At 53.9% G+C, this 20,857-nt stretch carries 23 protein-coding genes and 1 pseudogene; 12 read left to right on the top strand and 12 right to left on the bottom strand.

The features are described from left to right. Positions 1–84: 84 nt before the first annotated feature. The 12 genes and pseudogenes from DFK18_RS02130 to DFK18_RS02075 all read right to left on the bottom strand — a co-directional run bounded on the left by DFK18_RS02130 (position 85) and on the right by DFK18_RS02075 (position 8,479). The gene (locus tag DFK18_RS02130; RefSeq protein ID WP_114416543.1) at positions 85–519 is read right to left on the bottom strand and encodes a GFA family protein; all 435 of its coding nucleotides are present in this window, start codon (positions 517–519) and stop codon (positions 85–87) included. A gap of 29 nt (positions 520–548) precedes the next feature. Then, a complete protein-coding gene (locus DFK18_RS02125; RefSeq protein WP_114416542.1) occupies positions 549–845 on the bottom strand; it encodes an antibiotic biosynthesis monooxygenase family protein in 297 nt (98 codons plus the stop codon). Positions 846–1,077: 232 nt separating this feature from the next. Then, positions 1,078–1,968, bottom strand: a complete 891-nt coding sequence (locus DFK18_RS02120; protein WP_114416541.1) for an AraC family transcriptional regulator — start codon at positions 1,966–1,968, stop codon at positions 1,078–1,080. Positions 1,969–2,045: 77 nt separating this feature from the next. Then, the gene (locus tag DFK18_RS02115; protein WP_114416540.1) at positions 2,046–3,098 is read right to left on the bottom strand and encodes an NAD(P)-dependent alcohol dehydrogenase; all 1,053 of its coding nucleotides are present in this window, start codon (positions 3,096–3,098) and stop codon (positions 2,046–2,048) included. A gap of 251 nt (positions 3,099–3,349) precedes the next feature. Next, positions 3,350–3,703, bottom strand: coding sequence for a VOC family protein (locus DFK18_RS02110; protein ID WP_114416539.1), 354 nt, complete (start codon positions 3,701–3,703; stop codon positions 3,350–3,352). 338 nt (positions 3,704–4,041) lie between these two features. Continuing rightward, positions 4,042–4,254 (bottom strand): hypothetical protein, encoded by a 213-nt coding sequence (locus DFK18_RS02105; protein ID WP_114416538.1) that lies wholly within the window; start codon positions 4,252–4,254, stop codon positions 4,042–4,044. Positions 4,255–4,602: 348 nt separating this feature from the next. Beyond that, complete coding sequence (locus tag DFK18_RS14800) at positions 4,603–4,743, bottom strand: IS3 family transposase (RefSeq protein ID WP_114416537.1); 141 nt, start codon at positions 4,741–4,743, stop codon at positions 4,603–4,605. A gap of 196 nt (positions 4,744–4,939) precedes the next feature. After that, on the bottom strand, positions 4,940–5,716 hold the full coding sequence (locus tag DFK18_RS02095) for a hypothetical protein (protein ID WP_162299657.1): 777 nt from the start codon (positions 5,714–5,716) through the stop codon (positions 4,940–4,942). Between the two features lie 384 nt (positions 5,717–6,100). Continuing rightward, positions 6,101–6,247, bottom strand: a pseudogene (locus tag DFK18_RS02090) (fumarate hydratase C-terminal domain-containing protein); the annotation flags it as partial. Positions 6,248–6,255: 8 nt separating this feature from the next. After that, positions 6,256–6,663 (bottom strand): type II toxin-antitoxin system death-on-curing family toxin, encoded by a 408-nt coding sequence (locus tag DFK18_RS02085; RefSeq protein ID WP_114416534.1) that lies wholly within the window; start codon positions 6,661–6,663, stop codon positions 6,256–6,258. Next, positions 6,663–6,833 (bottom strand): acetyltransferase, encoded by a 171-nt coding sequence (locus tag DFK18_RS02080; protein WP_114416533.1) that lies wholly within the window; start codon positions 6,831–6,833, stop codon positions 6,663–6,665. Before DFK18_RS02080 ends, DFK18_RS02085 begins: the two co-directional genes overlap by 1 nt. A 128-nt stretch (positions 6,834–6,961) precedes the next feature. After that, positions 6,962–8,479 carry a fumarate hydratase gene (locus DFK18_RS02075; RefSeq protein ID WP_114416532.1) on the bottom strand — a complete coding sequence of 506 codons (1,518 nt, stop codon included), beginning with the start codon at positions 8,477–8,479 and terminating at the stop codon, positions 6,962–6,964. Between the two features lie 158 nt (positions 8,480–8,637). Here DFK18_RS02075 and DFK18_RS14730 point away from each other — a divergent pair, with 158 nt between their 5' ends. From DFK18_RS14730 to DFK18_RS02015, 12 genes are all read left to right on the top strand, one after another. After that, a complete protein-coding gene (locus tag DFK18_RS14730; RefSeq protein WP_281269748.1) occupies positions 8,638–8,766 on the top strand; it encodes a hypothetical protein in 129 nt (42 codons plus the stop codon). 2 nt (positions 8,767–8,768) lie between these two features. Beyond that, positions 8,769–9,734, top strand: a complete 966-nt coding sequence (locus DFK18_RS02065) for an ABC transporter substrate-binding protein (RefSeq protein ID WP_114416530.1) — start codon at positions 8,769–8,771, stop codon at positions 9,732–9,734. A gap of 98 nt (positions 9,735–9,832) precedes the next feature. After that, positions 9,833–10,867 carry an ABC transporter permease gene (locus tag DFK18_RS02060; protein ID WP_114416529.1) on the top strand — a complete coding sequence of 345 codons (1,035 nt, stop codon included), beginning with the start codon at positions 9,833–9,835 and terminating at the stop codon, positions 10,865–10,867. Positions 10,868–10,878: 11 nt separating this feature from the next. Next, the gene (locus tag DFK18_RS02055) at positions 10,879–11,928 is read left to right on the top strand and encodes a quaternary amine ABC transporter ATP-binding protein (RefSeq protein WP_114416528.1); all 1,050 of its coding nucleotides are present in this window, start codon (positions 10,879–10,881) and stop codon (positions 11,926–11,928) included. 107 nt (positions 11,929–12,035) lie between these two features. Next, positions 12,036–13,403, top strand: a complete 1,368-nt coding sequence (locus DFK18_RS02050; protein ID WP_114416636.1) for a V-type ATP synthase subunit B — start codon at positions 12,036–12,038, stop codon at positions 13,401–13,403. 13 nt (positions 13,404–13,416) lie between these two features. Beyond that, entirely contained in the window at positions 13,417–14,022 is a 606-nt protein-coding gene (locus DFK18_RS02045) for a V-type ATP synthase subunit D (protein WP_114416527.1), read from the top strand. Beyond that, a complete protein-coding gene (locus DFK18_RS02040) occupies positions 14,019–15,800 on the top strand; it encodes a V-type ATP synthase subunit I (RefSeq protein WP_114416526.1) in 1,782 nt (593 codons plus the stop codon). The genes DFK18_RS02045 and DFK18_RS02040 overlap by 4 nt, the downstream gene beginning before the upstream one ends. Next, a complete protein-coding gene (locus DFK18_RS02035) occupies positions 15,788–16,234 on the top strand; it encodes an ATP synthase subunit C (protein WP_114416525.1) in 447 nt (148 codons plus the stop codon). Before DFK18_RS02040 ends, DFK18_RS02035 begins: the two co-directional genes overlap by 13 nt. A 10-nt stretch (positions 16,235–16,244) precedes the next feature. Further along, complete coding sequence (locus DFK18_RS02030; RefSeq protein WP_114416524.1) at positions 16,245–16,928, top strand: ATPase; 684 nt, start codon at positions 16,245–16,247, stop codon at positions 16,926–16,928. Then, complete coding sequence (locus tag DFK18_RS02025; RefSeq protein WP_114416523.1) at positions 16,928–17,629, top strand: hypothetical protein; 702 nt, start codon at positions 16,928–16,930, stop codon at positions 17,627–17,629. Before DFK18_RS02030 ends, DFK18_RS02025 begins: the two co-directional genes overlap by 1 nt. Continuing rightward, positions 17,626–19,446 (top strand): V-type ATP synthase subunit A, encoded by a 1,821-nt coding sequence (locus DFK18_RS02020; RefSeq protein WP_245944311.1) that lies wholly within the window; start codon positions 17,626–17,628, stop codon positions 19,444–19,446. Before DFK18_RS02025 ends, DFK18_RS02020 begins: the two co-directional genes overlap by 4 nt. Positions 19,447–19,569: 123 nt before the next feature. After that, on the top strand, positions 19,570–20,841 hold the full coding sequence (locus DFK18_RS02015) for a DEAD/DEAH box helicase (protein ID WP_114416522.1): 1,272 nt from the start codon (positions 19,570–19,572) through the stop codon (positions 20,839–20,841). Positions 20,842–20,857: the final 16 nt, after the last annotated feature.

The raw sequence follows: 20,857 nt of genomic DNA, 5'->3' as shown, positions 1-20,857 counted from the left end.
TGGGTGATGATTCCAGAAAGCTTACCCAGGCACAAGCTAAAAAATGTGAAAAACCAGAGAATTGGCCCAAATCCCTACCTGCGACTATTCACTTTTGCCAGACGGGCGTAAAAAGGCAATGAATTCTTCCAGATCCTGCGGGTGTGATGGCAGCATGCAAGGGGCCTCACCGGGCTGATCCCAACTGGCGCGGGAATTAAGATGCAAGTGAGCCACAACTTTAACATCAGCTTTATCCAGAAGCCCTGCTGGAACCCACATCCAATGATCCTTTATCGGATTGGGCAGTGGCGAACCACACACGCGGCAGAAGTGAGAGGTAAACCCTGTCATCTTCTGCCAGCGGCTGATCAGCTCTTCACCCGCTCGCCAGGCAAACGCCTCTTTTTCCACCAGTGTTGCGGCATTAGCACCCGCCCCACCCTGACGGCGACACAGAGAACAATGACACTGATACAGACCCGGCAGCGGCTCGCTCACCTCAAAAACCACACCACCGCAATTACACCGCCCTTGCATGCCTCTACCCTCGCCCCTATTTATTAACGTTAATGGGTAAAATCCTCAATCTCATCATAAACCTTCACGGCCACACGTTCACCCAACTGACGCATTCCCTGCATCTGGGTCGGATTTTCATTCTGCCAAAAAGCCTCCCAGTCAGATCGGCTCTTCCATTTGGCAATCGTCAGCACCTCCGTGGGGTCTTCACTGGAACGCAGCATAAAACTGCCCAAAGCACCAGGAACAGTTTCGTGAATTCGATTGGTTGTTTGCTGCCAATTGGCCTTAAAATCAGTGAACTGAACTTCTTCTACCTTCCATTGATAAACCACTCGAAACATGACACTTCTCCTTGATTGATGGCTGTACCGCGATACAAAAACAGCCTGACCACCAAAAGACTCCTTTGGCTGGTCGTGGTTCGCTTTCGATAGCAATTTTTGCTCGCCTCCCGGAAGACGCCTGAAGACCCCTCGCGCTGTTAATCGGTTTGTTTTGGAGGCTTAACCCCATCACGAAGATAACGGTATAAAGAAGTTGGCTGAAAAAGCTTTCAACCTAAACACCCTCGTTTCAGGAGGCTTCGAGCTGCTGGCGAGTCTGGTTGGGAGTGCTGCCAAAATAGCGCTTGTAGTCACGGCTAAACTGAGTCGGGCTGCGATAACCCACGGCCTGAGCGGCTTGATTGACGTTGACCCTGGCCTGCATCAACAACTGCTGGGCCTTGATCAGGCGCAGGCGTTTTAAATATTGCACCGGCGAGGTTCGAGTGATCTCGCGAAAATGCTGGTGAAAGGAAGAAACACTCATGTTCACGCTTTGCGCCAGAGCTTCCACGCTGGGGGCTGCTGCCAAATCGGCGTGAAGTTCCGATAAAACGCGGGCAATGCGGGCATAGTGACCCTGATTGAGCACCAGGGCTTCCAACGCCGGACCCTGTTCGCCATTCAGGGATTCAAACACCAGATCGCGAACACGCGCCTGCCCCATGGCCTGGATTTCCGCCGGGTCCTGCAGCGCCTCCAGCAAGCGCAGGGTGGCACCGGCCATACGTTCGGTCATGGGCACCGAATCCATCGGCAGCGGATTACCCTTCCCCGCCTCCCTTCCCTGCTGGCGTCTGGCGGTAACCAGCTCACTTAACAGTGCCGGATCCAGCCTTACACAAACGCCATAAAGCGGCTCTTCGGGCGAGGCATGGGTTTCACATTCAAAAGGCAGGGGCAGGGTTTGCACCAGATACTGGCCGGGATGGTATTCAATTATCCGATCACCCAGATAGCCGGTTTTATGACCCTGGGCCAGAATCACCAGGCTGGGTTCATAAAGCAAAGGGGTGCGCTGGATGCGACTGCGGCCATGCACCAGAGTAATACCCGGCAAAGGCGTCGGGGTAAATCCCTGCTGCTCCACTCGGGGTTGGATCAACTCAACGGCCTTGCGACCAAATTCTTCCAGCACCATCAACCTGCCCTTTTCACGGCATCCACACAAAAACGCCCCGCACCAGGCGGGGCGCTACTACTAGCTACCCACCCGGATTAGTCTTCCAGGGCCATTTCAGACATATCCATCACATAACGGTGAGCAATATCGCCCTTGGCCATGACATCAAAGGCCTGGTTGATTTCATCAGGACGGATGATTTCACACACCGGATGAATATTGTGCTCGGCACAAAAATCCAGCACTTCCTGGGTTTCCTTGATACCACCGATCAGGGAACCGGCAACACGGCGGCGACCCATCAGCAGAGGTACGGACATAAAGCCATCCATAGGACCAACCTGACCGACAATCACCAGGGTGCCATCGACATCCAACAGTGGGGAATAGACGGTGACATCATGCTGAACGGGCACGGTATCCAGAATCAGATCAAAGGAAGCCTTGGCCGCTTTCATGGCCTCGGTATCAGTTGAAGCCAGAATGCCCGTAGCACCCAGGGATTTAGCTTCATCTTCCTTCTTCTTGGAACGGCTGAGAACCGTCACTTCAGCGCCCATGGCCACCGCCAGTTTGACCGCCATGTGGCCCAGACCACCCAGGCCGATAACACCGACACGGCTGCCCTTGCCAACCTTCCAGGTACGCAGCGGTGAGAAGGTGGTAATACCGGCACAGAGAATCGGCGCGGCACGAGACATATCCAGGGCTTCAGGAATGTTAAGAACGAACTCTTCACGCACGACGATATGCTTGGAATAACCGCCCTGGGTGGTTTCACCATCGACACGATCCGGCGCGCCATAGGTGGGCGTCATGCCTTCACGACAATACTGCTCTTCATGATCATGGCACTGGTCGCACTCCTGGCAGCTATCCACCATACAGCCGACACCCACACGATCACCGGCCTTGTAACGCGTCACCTCAGGGCCGACTTCGATCACCCGACCAATGATCTCATGACCCGGCACCAGCGGATAAGGCTGAGGCCCCCAGTCACCATTGACGGTGTGCAGATCCGAGTGGCAGACACCGCTGTAGAGAATTTCAATGGCCACATCATTGGCTCTCAAGGCGCGACGCTCAAAATGGTAGGGAGCCATTTTCGCATCGGATGAATAGGCTGCATAACCTACTGTTTTCATGAAGACTCCTAAATTTAAGCAGAAAGTAAGAAACCAGATCAGTCGCAACTGACAGTGACACCATTATAAAAAGCCGGATCAAGTTTCGCCTGTCTATTCCTACAGGGTGCTTGCCTATTTCTACAGGATTTCGGGTTTTTGGCGGGCAAAAAGCAGAGCTGGCTGCACAAAGAGCCAGAACTAGGGAAGTAGATGGAAAGACTAGCAGACCAGTAAGCCGCTAGAAAGGCCAGCACATAAATCAGAAGAGATCAGCGACTGGCGGTTTGGGAATAAAACTCCACCACATTCCCTTCAGTATCCTCAATCTGAAAGACCCGATAAGGCCCAACACTAGATACCGGCATCACCACACGGGCAAAACCAGACAAACGACTCGCCTCAAGATCGGCATCCGGCACACGCAGATTCAAAACACAGTTATTGCCCCAACGAACCTCTTCATCAACAGCGGCAGGATCAAAAAGACCGAAGAAAAAGCCATCCAGGTCAAAAAAAATGAAGGTGTCATTTTCCAAAGCCGGTTCACGATCAAAAACCTGCATCCAGAAAGAACGGGCACGATCACGGTCTTGAACAGCAATATAAGCAGCATCAGGTTTCATAGCTTTCCTTCAGTGTTAGTTCTTAGATTAAACCATTAATTAAAAACATTCTTTTCAAAGGCACTCCAAAAACCCCAAGACAGCTACATTGCAGGAATAACCATAATATTCGGTGCAGATCCAATAGGTCTACGCCAAGTTTTTAACACTTCAAGACAGTTGCCGTATTCAGCAATACATAAATCCACAGCAATACTGATTGTACCCGGACGACTTCTCAACAAATACATTTTTCCTGCTTCAGCAACAAAACCAACTTCTGCAATAGATACCCTATTACCAACACCTCTACTATGTAGCCCTATAAAAACCTCACCAGGCTTGGCATAATAAAACCTTTATAAACCAGAAAACTCAGTGTTATTAGCACTACCAAGCATCAGATACTCAAAATCTTCTGCAACAAACTCACCAAAAGAAGGATAATAGGTGCTTATAAAAACATTGCCTGATTGCAGCTCATCATCAATCTTATTACGATCATAGGAAAAGCCAGCCGCACACCCTGTGAGGAAAACTAATAAACAAATCAACAGAATTAATCTGATCATAAAATCACCACACCTTATATATAACACTTACTTTCGACACTAGCACACACAGTCAAACTGCATCACGACACCATGTCTCTATCACGCATTTAGATTAAAAATAATTTATAAATACCAGTTCCAACCTGCAGCAATAATGCGCTTTTTTAATGAGGCTGTAGAAAAATCTCAGCCTAAAAATGTCAACCCTATGTAAATTCTGGAGCACTTTTCATCATCAAAAAATTCATAATTTACGTAGAAGCGAGATAAATTCTCAAAAGCCGAAACCTCTTAGGTTTTTGCTACAGCCTGAACGCCCGCATTTGCAGCTGGTGATCTTGCCCCACTAAAACGGACACCAGCTCATTAAGCTGCATTTTTCTCGTACTCTACCGGGCTTTGATAACCAAAGCCTGAGTGCAGCCGTTTCGGGTTGTAGAACCCATCTATGTACTCTTTCACTGCCCGCTTCAGCTGTTCTTCTGTATAAAACTGGCAGTCATGTATTAACTCTACTTATTGCCCCTGTTATAAATGGGGGGATTACCCTTGAACTTGGGCATGGGTAAAGCGCCTGTTGCTCATAGATAGTTTATTCCAGCATAGCCAAGGGAGTTTTTCTACAGCCTGAACGCCCGGCGCAGCGGGCAAATTGGAGCGAGGAACGAGCGGAAATTTGATCCGCCTGCCGCCGCTTGTTAACTCAATAGCCTGCCGAATTCCTAGTGACAGCATTACAGCCAACATGAGTAAGGAACTCGTTAAACTCAGATTCTATATGTTGATCAATGACAGAAACCAACAAGTTTAAGTCTTTTATCACCTTTTCTGCTCTTGCGTAAGAGATGGTTTGTATGCTTTGTTTTGGTCTGTCGCAGTTATGTATGCAGTCATGTCTACGCTGGAAGATTTTTGAGTACCTTTCATTGATCTTTTTTCTTATAGATTTTCTTGCGCTATCTAGGGGCTGATCTGTCCTGCGGCGGTATTCTGACCTTGTTATTCCAGTTACCCTATTCGGGGCGTTATGACTAACTACCAAGCTATCTATTACGACTGGATCGAAGAGCTTGTTTCCGGTGCGAAAAAATGGATTTAATAACTTCTGTATTTTTGACAGAGAAAGAACATTGTCTTTTTCGACAATGCCTCTTGCAGCCATACGCCATTTCCAGTTATCTCGCTGCGTCTGACTGGAGAATAGAGCTGACACAGGCAATACAATATTCTGAACTCCGCGTGGAATGGAGACATTTCCTTGCAGCGTTTTTGCTCTAAGAATTCTGGCGACCAGATCAGCATAGGCATCACAGAAATATGCATCTACAGCTCCAACGCCATACATTAAGCTACTACGAAGCAAATCTTCTCTGAGCAGTTTTTCTTGGGGCGTTGTGTGCGGCATTCCATGTGCCTGACTTAGAAGAGCATTTGCTCTTGATAAATCTTCATCAAAATGCTTTTTTGCTGTTCCTGGCATAATTTCCCTTTAGTGAGTTAACTTTTAATAGTAAGCATGCTCGTTTCCACGATCTGGATATCTGCCTAACTTTTATCCCAAGCTACTGTATCTACTACTGATTTACCAGAACTCAGATCAAACTTTCTCGATAAACCGTACATGCCGCCTATCCTGAATAGTTGTGCGCACGCTATCTTTCTTTTTAGACTCTCAAGCAACTGATATTAAATGTTTTTTTATTTTTATACGGCTAAAAGTGTGCTTTCTCTAGATATAAAGCGTGCAAATGGCTGGAGCAGTCCACAACAAGAGGATAAGAGCAAGACAAGAGAAGGGTTTAAAAACCCCGTCCCTGGGGTTGTTCGGCTTCCCTGCCTTTGCATCTAGTGGGCCTTGGGGCTCTTAGCTGGCTGCTGCGTCCTTGGCGATGATTTCCTTCCACTTGGCGGGGCCAGTGGTGTGTACGGATTCGCCGTTGTTGTCGACGGCCACGGTGACGGGCATCTCTTCCACTTCAAACTCGTAGATGGCTTCCATACCCAGGTCTTCAACAGGCATCATTTCGGGTTCAGCGTACCCTGCTCTTTTGCATATTGGGAATAAAGCACGTCTGCAAAGTCCACTTCATCTATTCTACCTATGACTAGATCACGAACAGCATCTGCCAAAAGATCATTGTCCTCTGTAAGCTCATAGTCATTAAGGGACAAGTACTCTAGAGCCACAGCTAAACCAGTACGCTTGTTGGCATCAGGAAGGGCATGCGACACGGCTATACAACCAGTATATTTTGCGGCTATCTCAAAAATATCATCCAGTCCCTGGTAAACAATAGCGTTATCTACCCGCCCTAGGGCACCTTGAAGCTTAGCGACATCGACAACACCTCGCATACCTGGCTCAGAACTCAAAATGAAAGCATTAATTTCTATAACACGTTCAAACGGAAAACAAATAATGCCCACTACATATCAGCCAATTTACTAAAAGTTTTCCGGTGGGTTCTTAAGGCAAGTTTGGTTTCAGATTGAACGATCTGTCGGCCAGCATCACCTGATAGATCCAGCTTTTTAGTCGCTTTGATTCTGGGTCTTTTTACAGCCACTACGCCGTAGGCTTCTACTTTAGTGTTCATTGATGCTCAGCTCCCCAAGTCGTTTTGAACTCACACTTAAGTATAGTGGGATTTGCCACCAAAAACACAACCCCGTCCCCGGGGTTGTTCGGCTTCCCTGCCTTTGCATCCAGTGGGCCTTGGGGCTCTTAGCTGGCTGCTGCGTCCTTGGCGATGATTTCCTTCCACTTGGCGGGGCCAGTGGTGTGTACGGATTCGCCGTTGGTGTCGACGGCAACGGTGACGGGCATGTCTTCTACTTCAAACTCGTAGATGGCTTCCATACCCAGGTCTTCAAAGGCCAGGACCTTGGCGTTTTTGATCGCCTGGGCCACTAGGTAGGCAGCACCACCGACGGCCATCAGGTAGACGGCATCGTTGTCCTTGATGGCTTCAATGGCGATGGGGCCACGCTCGGATTTACCGATCATACCCAGCAGGCCGGTTTTTTCCAGCACGGTGCGGGTGAACTTGTCCATGCGCGTTGCGGTGGTGGGGCCAGCTGGGCCAACCACTTCGTCACGAACGGGATCAACGGGGCCGACGTAGTAGATAAACTTGCCAGCCAGATCAACGGGCAGCTCTTCGCCCTTCTCGATCATGTCAACCATGCGTTTGTGAGCAGCATCACGGCCGGTCAGCATCTTGCCGGACAGCAGTACGGTATCACCAGGCTTGAGGTCTTTGACTTCTTCGCGGGTGATGGTGTCCAGGTTGATGCGCTTGACGCCTTCACCGACTTCGCGGGTGACTTCAGGCCAGTCTTCCAGCTTGGGTGCTTCCAGGGAAGCCGCGCCGGAACCGTCCAGGGTGAAGTGGGTGTGACGGGTGGCGGCACAGTTGGGGATGATGGCAACCGGCTTGTTGGCAGCGTGGGTTGGGTAATCCTTGACCTTGACATCCAGCACGGTGGTCAGACCGCCCAGGCCTTGTGCGCCCACGCCCAGTTTGTTGACCTTGTCAAAGAGTTCCAGACGCAGTTCTTCAGCGCGGTTTTCCGCACCTTTTTTCTGCAGGTCATGGATATCAATGGGTTCCAGCAGGGCTTCCTTGGCCAGTAGCATGGCTTTTTCCGCGGTACCGCCGATACCGATACCCAGCATGCCGGGCGGACACCAGCCGGCACCCATCTTGGGAATCTGTTCCAGTACCCACTCGACGACGTCGTCGGAGGGGTTGAGCATGGCAAATTTGGATTTGGCTTCGGAACCGCCACCCTTGGCTGCCACGTGAACGTCAACCTTGTCACCGGGAACCAGTTTGACGTGGATGATGGCAGGCGTGTTGTCCTTGGTGTTGGCTCGTTTGCCGTCAGGATCAGCCAGTACAGAAGCACGCAGTACGTTGTCAGGCAGCAGGTAGGCCTTGCGAACGCCTTCGTTCACCATGTCTTCAACGCTCATGGTGGCGCCATCCCAGCGTACGTCCATGCCGACTTCCAGGAAGACGGTGACGATGCCGGTATCCTGGCAGATGGGGCGATGACCCTGGGCGCACATGCGCGAGTTGATCAGGATCTGGGCCATGGCATCCTTGGCTGCCGGGGATTCTTCACGCTCATAGGCTTCATTGAGGGAATCGATGAAGTCCTTGGGGTGGTAATAGGAGATGAACTGCAGGGCATCAGCAACGCTCTGGATCAGGTCGTCCTGGCGGATGACGGTCATAAACGAGTCCTCTTGGTCTGTTATTTCGCGCGCAAGTATACCACCCCGCCCGAGTCAGACCAGCCAGTCAAAAAGTCGTAGATACATTTATTAACGGTTGTAACCTGTATTTTTACCTGTAGACTAAAAGAGTCTAAGGCCGCAGGGGCAATCTTCACATGCCTGATATTAGTAAGAAAAAAAGCGCAGACTTTTTTCGAGCGGCAACTTCCCGTTGTCTCTCTCCCGCCTTCCATGCTCTGCCCCTGTCCTGCCTGGATATTCTTGCCATAGAAGAGGAGCAGTAAGCATGCGTAAATCTCTAATCGGTGCCGCCCTGTGCGCCCTGGCTCTCCCCGGAGTGGCTCAGGCTGAATGTGGTGAAGTTTCCATTACCGAAATGAACTGGGCGTCCAATGCCATCGTTACCGGCGTTGCTAAATTCATCATGGAAGAAGGCTACGGTTGTGACGTCACCGTGGTTCCTTCCGATACCGTACCTGCTGTGACCTCCGTTGCCGAAAACGGTGAACCGGATATCGTGACCGAGCTGTGGTTGAACTCCACCGGCGAGGCTTACACGCGTCTGGAAGAAGAAGGCAAGGTAGAGCGTCTGGGTAAGGTGCTTAACCCAGGTGGCGTTGAAGGCTGGTGGGTTCCTACCTATCTGGTTGAAGAGCACCCCGAGCTGGCCACCATTGAAGGCATCATGGATAACCCCGAGCTGGTTGATGCCCGCTTCAATAACTGCCCGGATGGCTGGGGCTGCCGTGTCGTCAATGACAACCTGATCCGCGCCTTGGATCTGGAAGAATCCGGCATTGAAGTTTTCAACCATGGTTCCGGTGAAACCCTGGCTTCTTCCATGGCTTCTGCCTATGAATCCGAAGAACCCTGGTTCGGTTACTACTGGGGTCCTACGGTTCCCCTGGGTAAATATGAAATGACCAAGGTCGACATGGGTGGTTACGAGCAAGCGGTTCACGAGCGCAACATGAACCCTGATGCCGACAACCCCGGTGTTTCCGACTTCCCGGCTGCGCCTGTTCTGACGTCCATCACCACGGATTTCAAAGAGCGCGAACCTGAAGTGGCTGACATGCTGAGCAAGATGACGTTTGAAACTGCTCACATGAGTTCACTGCTGGCCTGGATGGATGCGAACAATGCTTCTGCCGAAGAAACCACGGTTTACTTCCTGAGCAACAATCCTGACATCTGGTCCGGCTGGCTGAACGATTCAGCTCGCGAGAAGCTCTCCGCTCTCTTGCAGTAATTCCGGAAACCTCAACGGGCGGGGCCTGGCCCCGTTCGTTTATTCCCTCCCCCCTCACTGTTTCCGGTCGAGTTCCTGATTGAGGACTAAGTAATACAATGGCTACCTATGACGTAGTGTTTTCCAAGCTGGGTCTGGAAGACTGGTGTTCCCAGGGCGAGACCTCGGGCCCCTTGTCGATGAAAGACCTGCTGGCAAGAACACGTGGTGAATCCGAAACCGATACTTCCATCTGGGAAGTTCCCTTCCCTTCCATGGATGCCCTGAATGAAGCCTGCAGCAGTTTCCCCCAGTCGCGTGAGCTGACCAAGGGTCTCGAAAACGGCTTTCTGTCTATCAAGGATAGTTTGAGCATTTTTCTAGACCCTTTGACCCAGCCACTAAGCTGGTTTCTGGATGGTGCGCTGCATGTGATGCTTGCGACCCCCTGGTGGATTGTTATCCCGCTGCTGCTGGCGGTGGTGCAACTGGTGACCAAATCCTGGAAGCTGGTGGCTTTTGTTGGCATCAGCATCTGTGCGCTGGCGTTTATCGACCACTATGAATACGCCATGCAGACGCTGGCGATTATTTTTGTCTGTGCCTTCCTCTGTGTGCTCCTCGGGGTGCCCATCGGGATTGCCATGTCGCGCAGCGATACCCTGCAGCGCTTTACCATCCCCGTTCTGGATATGCTGCAAACCCTGCCGCCGTTTGTGTATTTGATTCCGCTGATCTTCCTGTTCAGTGTGACCGAATCCAAGCTCTACGGGATTGCCATTATTCTTTACGCCATCGTACCGGTGATTCGCCTGACCAACCTGGGCATCCGCCTGGTGGATCAGGATGTCATCGAAGCCGCGGATGCCTTTGGCATGACCGATCGCCAGAAGCTCTACCGCGTGCAGATTCCTCTGGCCCTGCCCAACATCATGGCGGGTGTAAACCAGACGATCATGATGAGTCTGGCGATGGTGGTTATCGCGTCTCTGGTCTCGGCACCGGGTCTGGGCGTGCTGGTACTGCGCGGTATTCGTAACCTGGAACTGGGCGTTGGCCTGGTAGCCGGTCTGGGTATCGTGATTCTGGCGGTGATTCTTGATCGCGTCACCAAAATGTCCCTGGCACGTATCAATGCCTCCCAGAAAAACTGAGACGGTTATCCATGAGCGACGACATTAAAATCTCCATTAAGAAGCTGTACAAAATCTTTGGTGACGACCCCCAGACGGCGCTGGAAGCCGTCCAGGGCGGCATGGGCAAGGCTGAGCTGCTGGAAAAGCACAACCATGTTCTCGGCCTGCAGGATATCAACATTGATATGCGTGCCGGTGAAATCACCGTGATCATGGGCTTGTCCGGTTCGGGCAAATCGACCCTGATCCGTCACCTCAACCGCCTGATCGAGCCCACTTCCGGCAGCATCCTGATCGACGGCGAGGATGTTCTGGCCTATGACGAGGAACGCCTGCGGCGACTGCGCCGTGAGTGGATGTCCATGGTCTTCCAGAAGTTTGCGCTTCTGCCTCACCGCACGGTTCTGGAAAACGCCGCCCTGCCCCTGTGGGTGCGCGGTTTCAAGGAAGAGGAATTCGAAGGCGAAGCCACCAAATGGCTGGATCGCGTCGGCTTGGAAGGCCAGGGCAGCCAGTATCCGCATCAGCTATCCGGCGGTATGCAGCAGCGCGTGGGGATTGCCCGCGCCCTGACCTCCAACTCGCCGGTGATGCTGATGGATGAGGCCTTTTCGGCCCTGGACCCGCTGATCCGTACCGATATGCAGGATCTGCTGCTGGATCTGCAGAAGGAACTGCACAAGACGATTGTCTTTATCACCCATGACCTGGATGAAGCCCTCAAGCTGGCAGATCATCTGGTTATTCTGAAAGACGGTTTTGTGGTCCAGCAGGGCGAGCCCCAGGAAATCCTGCTCAACCCCAATGACCCCTATATCGTTGACTTTATCAGCGATATCAACCGGGCCAGGGTGCTTAGGGTCAGGTCGGTGATGGAAAAAACCACCAGCGTGCCGGAGCATTCCCAGGGTGAAGTGGCGATCGACGACAACCTGGAAAGCGTGATTGCCAAATCCGGCGGGGCCACCGATGCGATCTATCAGGTGATGCGCGACGGTCAGCAGGCCGGCATCATCAGCATGAAGGATCTGATGAAGGCACTGGTGCCCACGGAGGCCGCCACGCGCGAAGTGCGCTGATCTTTCATTAAAACGCGACCACCTCCTTGCTGTGGGGCAAAAAATTCACTTGCTCTTTTCAGGTATTTGGTTTACAAAAATACTTCCTGCACAGCCTGGAGGTGGAAGTGTCGCAACTGCTGATTCGTTACTCCCGCATTCTTGAGATCGTTGGCGATCTGGTTAAGGTCGAGGTCCCCTCCAGCGAAGAAACTGCCTCCCAGATCAGTTTTGGTGATCTGGCGCTGATCGAAAGCCGCGATGAAACCCAGGATATCCTGCCTCGCCTCTCCCAGGTCATCCTGCTGGAAGGTGATCGTGTCTCGCTGCAGGTTTTTTCCGGCACCAAGGGCCTTTCTACCCATTCGGTGGTGCGTTTTCTGGGCCGCCCCATGGAAGTCACCTTTTCCCCCAATATTCTCGGACGTGCCTTTTCCGGCACCGGCCAGCCGATTGATGGCGGCCCGGCCCTGACCGAAGAACCCAAGATCGAAATCGACGGCCCCACGGTCAATCCGGCACGACGGATACTGGCTTCACGCATGATACGCACCGATGTGCCCATGATCGATGTCTTCAACAGCCTGGTGGAAAGCCAGAAGATTCCGATTTTTTCCGTTGCCGGGGAACCCTACAACCAGTTGCTGGCCCGCATCGGTGCCCAGGCCGATGCCGATATCGTGGTTTTTGGCGGTATCGGGATGATCTTTGATGACTACCACTTCTTCCGTCGCACCTTTGAAGAAGCCGGTATCTCTGCCCGTACCGTGATGTTCGTCCACCAGGGGTCCGACCCCACGGTGGAAGCCTTGCTGGTGCCGGATATGGCCCTGGCCGTGGCCGAACGCTATGCCGTCAGTGAAGGCAAGCGCGTGCTGGTATTGCTGACGGACATGACCGCCTATGCCGATGCCCTCAAGGAGGTCGGCATCTCCATGGAGCATGTGCCTTCCAATCGCGGTTATATCGGTGATCTTTATTCCCAGTTGGCCCGGCGTTATGAAAAGGCCTGTGACTACAAGGGCGCTGGTTCGGTCACCATTCTCTCCGTGACTACCATGCCCGGTGACGATGTCACCCATCCGGTGCCCGATAACACCGGCTATATCACCGAAGGCCAGTTCTACCTGCATAACGGAGTGATCGATCCCTTTGGTTCCCTGTCGCGCTTGAAACAGCATGTGGTGGGCAAGGTGACCCGGGAAGATCACAGCCAGATCATGAATGGTCTCATCCGTTTTTATGCTGCGGCCCAGGATGCCGAGCAGAAGCTGGCCATGTCCTTCGAGCTGAGCGAATACGACGAGCGGCTGCTGAAATTCGGGCGTATGTTCCAGGAAAGGTTTATGGACATCAATGTCAGCCTGCCGTTGGAAGCTGCCCTGGATCTGGGCTGGAAAACCCTGGCTGAATGCTTCCGTGAGGAAGAACTGCTGATGAAGCAAAGCCTGATCGATAAGTATTTTCCCCGCGATACGGCTGCTGCTACGGCCTAAGGGAGACTGAATCTTGAGCAAACTGGCGCTGAACAAGAGCACCCTGAACAAAGAAGGCCGCAAGGTGAAGGCCTATCGGCGTTTTGTGCCCGCTCTGGATATGAAGCGCAAGCAGCTTTTGGCAGCTCGGGCCAGCGCACGCCAGGAAAAAACGCAAAATGAACAGCAATTGCAGGCGCTGGAAGAGGAAATCCGCCAGCAACTCCCCATGCTGCCCCAGTTTAAAGGCCAGCCGGAGCAGCTGGTGGAGATTCAGGAGCTGACCCTCAGCCAGACCAATCTGGTGGGACTGAAACTGCCGGAAATTCAGACGCTGAAGATCGAACCTCGCGCCTATTCCCTGCTCGGTAGCGACCACTGGCTGGATCACCTGACGCGTCTGCTGATCGAAGCCACCCGACTGAAAATCCAACATCGATTGCTTGATCAACGCCTGCAATTGCTGGAAAGCGGCCTACAGAAAACCACCCAGCGCCTGAATCTCTTTGACAAGGTGTTGATTCCCCAGGCCGAACGCAATATCCGCCGGATCAGGATCGCTCTCTCGGACAGTGAAAGAGCTGCGGTGGTCACTTCCAAAATCGCCAAGAACAAGCGACTCAAGGCGGCCCGCGCATGAGTATCCTGCAGCTGAAAAAAGTCTCCCTGATCGGGCTGACCCAGCAAAAAATGCAGCTTCTGGACGAGCTGCAGGAACTCAGTCTTCTGCACGTGGTGCCGCTTAGGAAAACCCAGCGTAACCGTGACCAGCAGGAAGAAGCCGCCAATCCCGAGCTACTTAAGCGCTCTTTGCAGTATTTGCTCTCCTGCCCCAACAAACGCCGCCAGGTCACCCGTGAAAAAAACTTCAACCTGAATCAGGTGCTCCAGGCGGTGGAACACAACCGGCGTGAACGCCTGGCGCTGCAGGAAAAACGCGATTTTCTGGAAAAACGCATTGAAGACCTGGAACCCTGGGGTGATTTTATCCTGCCAGACCCCCAGGAGCTGAATCACCAGAAACTCTGGTTTTACCTGCTACCCAATTACCGCACTCGGGAACTGGAAGAACTGACTCTGCCGTGGATGGTGGTCCACCGTGATAACCGCCATACCTATCTGGTGGTTCTGGCCGAAGAGGAACCCGAGGCCAATCGCCTGCCGGTGCCTCGCACCCATACCGGAGATCAGCCCCTCAGCCAATTGCAGGAAGATCTGGAAGAAACCCTGGTGGCACTGGAAGCCACCGAAGCCAACCGCGAAGCCCTGACCCGTTGGATCTATCGACTGCAGCTGAATATTGCCAACACCGATAACCTCGCCCTCCTGCAAGAGGTGGCTGACCAGACGCTGGATTATGACGAGATTTTTGCCCTCCAGGGCTGGATCGCCGAGCGTAATCTGGAACAGTTGCGCCACTTTTGCCAGGAACAAGGGCTGGTCCTGCTGGAAGAAGATGCCTCAGCCGAGGAAATTCCTCCCACCTTGCTGGACAACCCCGAGCAGCTACAGGGTGGGCAGGAAGTAGTCAATTTTTTCCAGACGCCCAATTATCACAGCTGGGACCCTTCACGGGTGGTGTTTTTCTCCTTTGTTAGCTTCTTTGCCATCATCATGTCCGATGTCGGCTATTCGCTACTTTTAGGTGCCATTTTGCTCTGGAAGTGGAAGGCGCTGGGCAAGACCCTGACCCACCGCCGGCTGAGAACCCTGGGCGTGGCTTTGACCGGTGCCGGGGTGCTCTGGGGACTGCTGGTGGGCAGTTATTTTGGGGCACCTCCGCCGCTGCCCTGGCTGGCTCATCTGAAGGTGCTGGATCTGAATGATTTTGATGCCATGATGACCCTGTCGATTGTCATCGGTGCAGCCCATCTGTTGCTGGCCAACCTGATCATGGCCTGGGTTCGGCGGCACAGCCTGCAAAGCTGGGCCTCCCTGGGCTGGGCGCTGGCCGTGGTCGCCGCTCTGACTGGTTGGCTGCAGGGCTTTGCCCTCGGTCACTGGCTGGCCCTGGGGTTGGGTCTGGCCGCTGTTCTGCTGTTTTCTGCTCCCGGCCGGGAATGGCGCTGGGGCAACCTGATCAGTGGCCTGCTGGCCTTGACCAATATCACCAAGATTTTCGGGGATGTACTCAGTTACCTGCGCCTTTTTGCCCTGGGGCTGGCCAGCGCCTCTCTGGCGATTACCTTCAACCAGTTGGCTGCTGATGTGGTCGCTGCCATGCCGGGGCTGGGGTTGTTGCTGCAGATGTTGATCCTGCTGGTGGGCCACCTGTTGAATTTTGTACTGACGGTCGTCAGTGGTGTCATTCATGGCCTGCGCCTGAACCTGATCGAATTTTATAACTGGAGTCTGGCTGACGAAGGCTACCCCTTCCAGCCTTTTGCAAAACAGGAGGTAAAACCTTGGACAACCTGATTTTAGCGCTGGGCTGGGCAGGTCTTTATGGCCCCATGGCTCTGGGTGCCATTGGCAGTATGATCGGCTGTTCACTGGCCGGTCAGGCCGCTGCCGGTGCCCTGCTGGAAACCGAAACCGGCCATGGCCGCTATATCGGTATTTCCGCCATGCCTTCATCCCAGTCCATCTACGGCATCGTGGTGATGTTTGCGCTCAACCGTGAATTGACGCTGGCCAATGCGCCCGGCCTGGGTGCCATCGGCCTCCTCTGTGGTCTGGCGCTGATGTTCAGTGCCATCTACCAGGGCCGCAGCTGTGCCTCGGCCATTAATGTCTCCAAGATACGCCCGGAGATTTTCGGGATGTCCCTGGCTCCGGCAGCCATCGTAGAAGGTTTTGCGGTTTTTGCCTTTATCTTTGCCCTGGTCATCAGTGCCGATCTGCCGGTTTAGGAGCTGAAGCATGAGCGAAGTCGATAAAAGCCCGGCCTCCTCCGGCATAGAAGCCCTGATTGAAAAGCTCAGGGCCGAGGGGGTTCAAAAAGGCCGGGAAGAAGCCCTGCAGATTATCAAGGATGCCGAGGCTGAAGCCGAGCTGCTGCTGAACCAGGCCCGTGAAGAAGCCGAGTTGCTGAAAGCCAAGGCCAGCAAGGAAGCCGCACAAAAGCGTCAGGCCGGTGAAGATGCCTTGAAAATGGCCGCGCGGGATCTGCTGCTGGAGGTCAAGGAAAGTCTGGCTCACAGTTTTACCGATCAGGTGGATCGCCTGATCGAACAGCAGATGGACGATGCCGCCTTTATGCGTCGCCTGATTCTGGAACTGGTGGGCCGGGTCCGTGATGATGCCGGTCTGGAAACAGCGCAAGAAGTTGAAGTCCTGCTGCCAGCGACTTTTATCGGCCTGGATGAACTCAGACGCAATGCCGCAGAATACCGTGAAGGACGTTTGAGCCAGTTTGTCCAATCCCTGTCCGGGGAGCTTCTGCGTGAAGGGGTAACCTTCAAGGCACATGGCGGTCAGGGTATCCGCGTGCGGCTGGTGGGCCAGGAAGTGGAGGTGGATCTCAGTTCCGAGGCCATTGCCAAACTGCTGCTACGCCACCTGCAACCGCGTTTCCGGGCGCTCCTGGAAGGAGTGATTCGCTAGTGTCGCGCTATTACACCCTGATTGCCGCCCTTCCCGACCTGCCCGCACTGACGGCTAGGCAGGAACTGCCCTTGTCGCGCATTGCTCTGGACAAGCGCCTGACCCTGTTAAGTGAGGAAGACCGGGAGCAGCTCGACAGGGTGGAAAGCCTCTATCATCCCCCTTTGACCCGGGTGGATAATCAGCCAGACCAGCAACGAGTGCTGGATTGGCAAAGGCAGCTGAAAGAAATCAAATCACCGGCGTTGCGCCAGCTGGTCGAACAGCGCCTGGAATGGCAAACCCTGCTGGCAGCCTTGCGCAGTCGTGATCAGAGTGGTAGTCAGCCGGAACATTTTTATGGCAGTGGCCGCTGGACGGGTTTTATCCGCCGCCACTGGCAGGAACCCCTGTTTGGTCTGGACGCCACCCTGCCGTTTTTGGGCGAACTGGCCAAGCTGCATAAAAAAGGTGCCAGCGGCGATTTGGAAGCGGCCCTGAACACCTATCTCTGGAAGGAATTGTTGTTTGTCGAGCGCAGTTTCCATTTCACCCTGGAAACCCTGGTCTGCTACGTACTGCGTTTCGGTCTGGCGGAAAAACACCTGCAAAGCAACGGTGAAGAGGCTCTGGCAGCCTTTCACCGGATGACCGAGCAGCTGCTGGCCTCGCCCACCCTGTCCCAACCCCTGGATTTAGCCTTCGAGGAAGCCTTGCGATGATGGATGCCAACGTTACAGCCCGAGTCACCGGCGTCAGAGACGATATCGTCACCCTGCGCCTGGAAAAGGATGACGAAGGCCAGTTTTATCCGCTGGTTAAAAACGAGGTGGTTTATATCTGCCCTTCGCGACTTCCCGCCGATGGCCGCCAGGAACAGCTGCAGGCCGAGGTACTGCGTGTTCGTCACGGGGAAGCGGATGTTCAGGTGTTTGAAAATACCCGCGGGGTGGCTGTGGGCGATGCTGTTCTGCAATCCGGGCAGATGCTGTCGGTCACCCTGGGGCCGGGCCTGCTGGGTCAGGTTTATGATGGCCTGCAGAACCCCCTGGAAGTCATTGCTGCCAAGCAGGGCTTTTTCCTGCCCCGTGGTCTGCAGGTGGAAGGCCTGGATACCCAGCAAAAATGGACCTTCCAGCCCTGCGTCAAGGTCGGCGCTCGCCTCAAGGCCGGGGATAGCCTGGGTCAGGTTCAGGAAGGTCGTTTCCAGCACAAGATCATGGTGCCCTTCAACCAGGCTGGTGAAGTCGAAGTGACCTGGATTCAGGAAGGCACCTTTACCGTGGATACCCCGGTAGCGCGTATCCGTAACCATCGAGGTCAAGTGCAGGAATTGACCCTGCAACAAAAATGGCCGGTACGGATTCCCGTCTGCCAGCCACTGCTGAAACAGGGCTACAGCGAACGCTGCTACCCGGATGAGCCTCTTTTGACCTCCATCCGCCTGATTGACACCTTTTTCCCGATTGCCCGAGGCGGCACGGCCTGTATTCCCGGACCTTTCGGGGCCGGTAAAACCGTGTTGCAGAGTCTGATTTCGCGTTTTTCCGATGTTGATATCGTGGTGATTGTCGCCTGCGGGGAAAGGGCCGGCGAGGTGGTGGAAACCATCACCGAGTTTCCCAATATGCCCGACCCCAAGGGTGGCACCCTGATGGATCGTACCATTATTATCTGCAACACCTCGTCCATGCCGGTGGCTGCGCGTGAAGCCTCCATCTACACGGGCATTACCCTGAGCGAATATTATCGCCAGATGGGCTATAACGTGCTCCTGATTGCCGATTCCACTTCCCGCTGGGCCCAGGCGATGCGCGAGACTTCCGGGCGTCTGGAAGAAATTCCCGGTGAAGAGGCTTTTCCCGCTTACCTGGATTCCTCCATCCGTACGCTTTACGAAAGGGCCGGACTCATCCGCAACAATGATGATCAGCTGGGCAGCCTGACCCTGATCGGTACGGTTTCGCCAGCCGGGGGCAACTTTGAAGAACCGGTGACCCAATCCACCCTGCGCACGGTGAAAACCTTTTTGGGGCTGAGTGCCGACCGTGCCTACAAAAGGGCCTACCCGGCCGTGGACCCGCTGATTTCCTGGTCCCGCTATCTGGATCAACTGGCTGACTGGTTTGCCGAACACCTCGATAGCCGCTGGGTCGAGCAGGTGCGGGCGCTGCAGAAGCTACTGGCCGAAGGTGAAGAAGTGCAGCAGATGATGCAGGTCACCGGCGAAGAAGGGGTTACCCTGAAGGATTTTCTCACCTTCAACCGGGCCCAGTGCCTGGATCAGGTCTATCTCCAGCAGGATGCCTTTGACGAGGTGGATGCCTCCACCCCCATTGCGCGCCAGCAGACTTTTTTCCAGCTGCTCAGGCGTTGTCTCTACGAGCATCCGCCTCTGGAGACGAAAGAAGCCATCCGCGAGCACTTTACCAAGCTGGCTGGGCTCTTCCGTAACCTTAACTACAGCCGCGAAGACAGCCCGGATTACCGTCATTACTGGGAAGCCATCTATCAGCTCAACGGTTTTAAATCCGGTTAGAGGCAGCAGGAAAGCAAAGCCTGGACCGGCTGCAAGACACAGGTGTATTTATCCCCGACATTACTGTATGCTGCAGCCACGTCCAAGCGACGCCCTTCTTAGTGACCGAGATCCCCTTATTATATGAGCTTTTCCTCTCTGGGCTTAAGTGCCCCTATTCTTGCTGCATTAGAAAAATCCGGCTATACCCAACCCACCCCCATCCAGGCCCAGGCTATCCCTGCCATTCTGGAAGGTGAGGATGTAATGGCCGCGGCCCAGACGGGCACCGGCAAGACCGCAGGCTTTACCCTGCCCCTGCTGGAGCGTCTTCACCAGGGCACGACCGCCCGCTCCAACCAGGTCAGAGCCCTGATTCTCACCCCGACCCGGGAACTGGCCGCCCAGGTCAGTGAAAGTGTTTCTACCTACGGCCAGGGACTGGGGCTTAAATCCACCGTGGTTTTCGGTGGTGTTAAAATCAATCCGCAGATGATGAAGCTGCGCGCGGGAGCCGATATTCTGGTTGCTACGCCCGGCCGCCTGCTGGATCTTTACCAGCAGAATGCGGTTCGCTTTGACCAGTTGGAAGTGCTGATTCTGGATGAAGCCGATCGCATGCTGGACATGGGCTTTATTCACGACATTAAAAGAATCCTCAAGGTTCTGCCGAAAAAACGTCAGAACCTGCTGTTTTCTGCAACCTTCTCCCAGGAAATCCGCAGTCTGGCCCGGGGTCTCGTCCATAATCCCGTGGAAATCTCTGTCAGTCCACGCAACACCACGGCAGAAAAAGTCGAGCAGTCCGTGTATCTGGTTGAGAAAAAGCAGAAACCCGCGCTGTTGGTCCACCTGCTGGTGGAGAACAACTGGGGTCAGACCCTGATTTTTACCAAAACCAAGCATGGTGCCAACAAGCTGACTCGTTACCTGGAAGAAGGTGGCTTCAAAGCCGCCGCCATTCATGGCAACAAGAGTCAGGCAGCCCGCACCAAGGCCCTGGCTGGTTTCAAAGACAAGCGCATCCAGCTTCTGGTCGCCACGGATATTGCTGCTCGCGGTCTGGATATTGATCTTTTGCCGCAAGTAGTCAACTATGAGCTACCCAATGTTGCTGAAGACTATGTTCACCGTATCGGTCGAACCGGTCGTGCTGGAGCCAGTGGCCAGGCCATTTCTCTGGTTGCTGGAGATGAAGGCAAGCTACTGAAAGCCATAGAAAAACTGATCAAACAGGAAATACCCCGCCAGCAGGCGGAGGGTTTCAAGCCACCGGTGATGGAAGACCAGCCGGGCAACCCCCGTCCGAGCGGGAAAAAACCGCCCGCCAATGGAAAAAAACGCAGGCCAGCCAGGCGCAGAAATCCTGCTGGTGGCAACGACAAGCCCAGAGCGGCTGCCACGGCGAAAAGCTAGCAACCTAGCCAGCGGG

This window comes from Marinospirillum perlucidum (genome assembly GCF_003336805.1).
Taxonomy (GTDB): Bacteria; Pseudomonadota; Gammaproteobacteria; order Pseudomonadales; family Halomonadaceae; genus Marinospirillum; species Marinospirillum perlucidum.
This window is presented reverse-complemented; position numbering and strand designations above follow the sequence as displayed.